This window comes from Streptococcus intestinihominis, from assembly GCF_046824975.1.
Taxonomy (GTDB): Bacteria; Bacillota; Bacilli; order Lactobacillales; family Streptococcaceae; genus Streptococcus.
In genome coordinates, this window is sequence record NZ_JBKQBL010000002.1 from 323,708 (window position 1) to 328,461 (window position 4,754).

6 protein-coding genes and 1 pseudogene are annotated in these 4,754 nt (G+C 46.5%); all 7 read right to left on the bottom strand.

From position 1 onward, the window contains the following. Positions 1-477: pseudogene (locus ACLOR3_RS04985) on the bottom strand (hypothetical protein); the annotation flags it as partial. A gap of 334 nt (positions 478-811) precedes the next feature. Continuing rightward, positions 812-1,216 carry a GNAT family N-acetyltransferase gene (locus ACLOR3_RS04990; RefSeq protein ID WP_048717338.1) on the bottom strand — a complete coding sequence of 135 codons (405 nt, stop codon included), beginning with the start codon at positions 1,214-1,216 and terminating at the stop codon, positions 812-814. Between the two features lies 1 nt (position 1,217). Next, the gene (locus ACLOR3_RS04995) at positions 1,218-1,928 is read right to left on the bottom strand and encodes a class I SAM-dependent methyltransferase (protein WP_048717336.1); all 711 of its coding nucleotides are present in this window, start codon (positions 1,926-1,928) and stop codon (positions 1,218-1,220) included. A 10-nt stretch (positions 1,929-1,938) separates the two neighbouring features. Then, the gene (locus tag ACLOR3_RS05000; RefSeq protein ID WP_048717334.1) at positions 1,939-2,694 is read right to left on the bottom strand and encodes an SDR family NAD(P)-dependent oxidoreductase; all 756 of its coding nucleotides are present in this window, start codon (positions 2,692-2,694) and stop codon (positions 1,939-1,941) included. 1 nt (position 2,695) lies between these two features. Then, positions 2,696-3,625, bottom strand: coding sequence for a ribonuclease Z (gene rnz / locus ACLOR3_RS05005; RefSeq protein WP_048717333.1), 930 nt, complete (start codon positions 3,623-3,625; stop codon positions 2,696-2,698). A gap of 10 nt (positions 3,626-3,635) precedes the next feature. After that, positions 3,636-4,253, bottom strand: a complete 618-nt coding sequence (locus ACLOR3_RS05010) for a cystathionine beta-lyase (RefSeq protein ID WP_411400234.1) — start codon at positions 4,251-4,253, stop codon at positions 3,636-3,638. Then, on the bottom strand, positions 4,240-4,754 hold a 515-nt coding region (locus ACLOR3_RS05015), incomplete at its 5' end, for an HflX GTPase family protein (RefSeq protein ID WP_412037039.1). The genes ACLOR3_RS05010 and ACLOR3_RS05015, both read right to left, overlap by 14 nt.

Sequence of the window (4,754 nt, forward strand, 5' to 3'; positions counted from 1 at the left end):
TCTTGCAATGCTATCCAGGATTTCCTCTTTTTCTTCCTGATAAAAGTTACTTAAAAAGATAGAGAATTCAATTGGAAGGCCGAGAGATTGCTTCTTTATTTCCTTCTCTAGTTTTTCCTCGATATTTTTTATGGATTTCTGCTCTAAAAACACTTTCTTATAGTCTGGAAGAAAAATAATAGATGAACTTGACCAGTCATCATGAAAAGTTGTTTCATTTTCCAATCGTACCGTTTGATCATCGTAGGTTTTCTCAGAGTAGGTGTAGCTTACATGATAAGTTGGGAATTCTAGAGCAGTCCAAGATAACTTGGTGATGGTTACTTTTCCATGAAGACCAGCTTGAGCAAGCTCACTGCTAACAACTTCTTTAGCCTTTTTGTAATCACTCGATGTCATGATCTTACAACTGGTTAGAACCATCGTTAAGAATAAAATGGGAACTAGGAGTAAAAGGGAATAACCTTTGTTTTTCATAGGTCTACCTCCAAAAATAGAAAACTTCCAAAAGTTAGATAGAGGACTATATAGGATGAAAGATTCTCACAAGTTGAATTACTCATCAACGTATTTATTTATCTAGCTCTATTCTACCATTATTTACAAGGAATGTCAGGAAAAACAAGAAAAGAGGCTGGGACAAAAGTCCTAGCCTATTAATTGTTTTTGGATTGTCGAGCAAGACGCAGTGGTTGAGTGGGCTCTACTACGCTGGTTTCATCAGCTTTTACAGCCCTACTCAACTGTGCGGAGGTGGGACGACGAAATCGAATTCTAACGAATTACCGATTTCTGTCCCACTCTCTCTCCGTCAATTACTATAAATCATCCCTGTACAGGCTTGCTCTGAAAGTTCAACAAAGCCCAGGGATTGGTAAAAGGCAAGATTCTTCTCGCTCCGTTCAGTGGCGAGGAGTCGTTGGTAGACAGTGGGAAAGGTCGCTAAAGCCTCTTTTAAGAGTTTCCTTCCGATACCTTGGCGCTGGTGATCTGGTCGTACCAGGAGGTCCTGCACAAAAATGACTGAGTGACCATCTCCTACCAAGCGGATGTAGGCAACGAGCTCTTTCTCATCATAGACGGCCAACTGCCAGAGACTGGCTTTGACAGCTTCTGCTAGCATAGATGGGTTCTTGGTATAATTGGTCCAGCCGACCGAGCTGTAAAGTGCGACTAAGTCTGCCATCGCTGGAATCTCTTGTTTGTACTCTAACATCTTAACTCCTTTTTAAGGTATAGTGCTGGAAGAAGGCTATATCCCGATAAGGGGACTCCTGACAAACGGCCAGCTCCATCTGAAGCATGGACTCTCGCCAGCCTTCTTGGCCTTTGAAGCGATTGTCCTGCAAGGAATAAAAGACACGAATTCCCTGGTAGTCCTGAACTTCGAGGGTTAGATCTTCTACTACTGCACCGAGATCATAGGCCTGTGCCAAGCCCATGGAGTGGGTTTCCAGATTTTGGCCGGCTAAGAGATCAAGCGCCTTCTGAGTATCATTTTCAAAGACGACAGTCTGTAGGACGCGCCCAACTTCATTGTGCTTGACAATGGAGAGCAGGCCACCTGGTTTCAAGAGCCGGGTGAATGCCTTGAGGACAGCCTCGCGATTCCCTACATACTCCAAGACATTGTGGCAGAGGATGACCTCAAAGCTGGCATCTTCAAGACTTGCCAACTGATCCAGACTTCCGACCAGTTGCTGGTAGGGATGGTCTTGGTCCCGCAAGGCCAACATTTCTTCATTTGGTTCCACAGCAAGGACCTCATTGTCTTTCGCTAGGTGGTTGGCCACCAGTCCAAAGCCACTGCCAAAATCAAGCACCCGTTTTCTCTTGATGTCTTTTAATTGAGCAAAAAGAATATCATAATAGATCTGTCCCCAGGGTTGCCGGAGGTTTTCTAAATAAGCTTGAATATTTGCTGCCATCTGGCTCCTCCTATTTGTAATTGAACATTTTGCTGGCTAGCTTGTCCGAGATACGAGGGAAAAGGGTATAGAGCTTGTGGGTCAGGTTCAAGAGCCAAGGCAAATTGAGCTCACGTTTTGCTTTTCCAAAGTGTTTGACAATCTTCTTAGCCACGAAGTCTGGTTCCAAAATATAACGGTCTACAGCCTTGACATAGCTTCCATCGGGGTCTGCCTGGTCAAAGAAAGCGGTCCGAATAGGGCCTGGATTGACCGTCGTCACATGGACACCAAAGGGCATGAGTTCCAACCGCAAGGCGTTAGAAAAACCAATGGCCGCAAATTTGGTCGCCGAATAAAGGCTGGATTTGGCAGTTGCGACGAGACCCGCCATGCTGACGATATTGACGATGTGACCCTTACCTGCTTCCTTCATGCGGGCACCAATTAAGCGTGAGAGATTCATCAGGGCAAAGGTATTGACTTCAAACATGGCATGGATCTGCTCATTGGTAATCTTGTCAAACTCTTCAAAGATCCCATAGCCTGCATTGTTGACCAAGACATCAATCTGCCCATAGCGCTGATAGAGGTCTTCTACCAAGTCTTGGACAGCTGAGGAATCCGTGATATCGATCCCAATGCATACTTTCTTAGGATGTTCAGCATAGACTTGTTCCAGTTTTTCTTGATTTCTGCCTAAGAGAATAAGCCGGTCCTCAGGAAGGAGCTTGACCATTTCCTGGGCTAAGCCTCCACTCGCTCCTGTGATGATGATAGTTCGCATCTTAGATCTCCACTTCTTCCAAGTCCTTGACCACATGGACCTTCTCAAACACAGTCGCGGCATCCTTGCGCAATTGACTGACGTCCTTGGAGAGGAAGCGGGCACTGATATGGTTGAGTAGAAGGCGTTTGGTTCCTGCTTCACGCGCCACTTCTGCCGCCTGCATATTGGTCGAGTGGCCATGCTTACGAGCAATCTTCTCATCGCCCTTGCCATAGGTAGACTCATGCACGAGAACATCTGCATTAACGGCAAGTCTGACGCTGGCATTGGTCTTCCGGGTATCGCCCAGGATGGTGATGATCTTACCAGGTCGAGGGGCGGAGATATAATCCGCAGCAATGATCTTGGTGCCATCTTCCAGGGTAACATCTTGGCCATTTTTGACCTGGCCAAAAAGTGGTCCAAATGGAACCCCTGCTGCCTTGAGCTTGTCTGCGTCGAGGGTCCCTTCCAAATCTTTCTGCATGACCCGGTAGCCGACACAGAAAATGGTGTGATCCAAGGCGTCGGCATAGACCGTGAACTTATCGGTCTCCATGATTTTCCCAAGTGAACCTTCATCGAACTCATGAAAATGGATCTTGTAAGGCAGGCGTGAACCGGAAACTCGAAGGCTGGTCAAGACAAAGGATTTGATCCCAACCGGTCCATAAATCTCTAGATCCGTCTGCTCTTCATTGGCCTGAAAGGCGCGGCTAGAGAGGAAACCTGGCAAGCCAAAGATATGGTCCCCGTGTAAGTGGGTGATAAAGATCTTGCTAACTTTTCGAGGACGGATGCTGGTTTCTAAGATTTGATTTTGTGTCCCTTCTCCACAGTCAAAGAGCCAAACTTCATTGATCTCATCCAAGAGTTTGAGCGCTAGACTTGAGACATTACGAGATTTGGACGGCTGGCCCGCACCCGTTCCTAAAAATTGAATTTCCATTGTATTCTTTCTAACTAATATAGATCATAGCAGTCCGATTCTTCGATCGAACGGCGATTTTTCCTGGGTAGGCCCTAGCTAATTGAGCCAATTCGTCCTGGTTGTAGCCAGTCAGGCGGATGCTCCCATCTGCCAACTCTTCAAGATTAGATAGAGGTGACAATTCCTTGGTCTCCACCACCTCTTGATCGTTCACCGGACGCATCAAGACCAAGCCTTCCTCTTCATAGACCAGGTAGTGAGGAAAGATCTGCGCAATCTCAAACAAGAGGTCCATACGAATGGTTTCTGCTTGCTGGGCAAAGACTTGAGCCAGCCCCTTTTCTCGGTAGCAAAAACCATAGGCCTTGCCAGAAAGATTAAGACGAACAAAGGGTTTCTCCTCCTCAAAGCTGGGACTCGTCTGATAAAGGTCAAAGGCCTCAGTGACTTGTTCATAGTAGTCAGTTGCTGCTTCCGGGCTTTTCTTTTGGTAGAGCTCTGCGAAGTAGGCGTTGATGACACTGGGTGGTGGCGTGATAAACTGAAGCTTCTGCTCTTCTGTCAATCCCGCCAAGACCCGATCTAAATAGACCTTGTCTAGACTGGTATAGCCACCGTAGCTGAGGGCAATGTTAAGATAATCCATGGTGATAAAACTCCTCTAGTCTCCATGCATTTTTCGGGGCGATGTAGCCTGTTATGACCTCACCAGTCTCCTCATAGGAACGCTCGGTCAGAATGGCCATGGTCTCCAATTCATGGATGCGGTAGGCTTGATCAAAAGGAACCTGAATCGTAAAGGGATGGAAGAGCTCCTGCATCTTTTCAAGTAGAATGTCCTGCAGTTTAGTCCGACTATTGGGATCCTTGGCCGAAACCAGGCGATAAGGTGTCTGAGTCGGAGTAAAGTCCGCGACTTTATCAGCCTTATTGTAGAGAGTTAAGCGTGGAATCTCCAGCATCTCCAAATCCTTCATAATCTGAAGAACTGTCTTTTCATGCTCTTCATGGTTGGGATCAGAGGCATCGATGACATGGACCAAGAGATCCACATTCTTGCTTTCTTCCAGGGTCGACTTAAAACTGGTCACCAACTCTGTCGGCAAGTCCTGAATAAAACCAACTGTATCTGTCAGAGTTACTTGTA

Bases quoted from the DNA above. Each gene is read 5' to 3' on its own strand.
- ACLOR3_RS05010 (WP_411400234.1), bottom strand. From the start codon at position 4,253: ATGGATTATCTTAACATTGCCCTCAGCTACGGTGGCTATACCAGTCTA.
- rnz (WP_048717333.1), bottom strand. From the start codon at position 3,625: ATGGAAATTCAATTTTTAGGAACGGGTGCGGGCCAGCCGTCCAAATCT.
- ACLOR3_RS04990 (WP_048717338.1), bottom strand. From the start codon at position 1,216: ATGTTAGAGTACAAACAAGAGATTCCAGCGATGGCAGACTTAGTCGCA.
- ACLOR3_RS05000 (WP_048717334.1), bottom strand. From the start codon at position 2,694: ATGCGAACTATCATCATCACAGGAGCGAGTGGAGGCTTAGCCCAGGAA.
- ACLOR3_RS04995 (WP_048717336.1), bottom strand. From the start codon at position 1,928: ATGGCAGCAAATATTCAAGCTTATTTAGAAAACCTCCGGCAACCCTGG.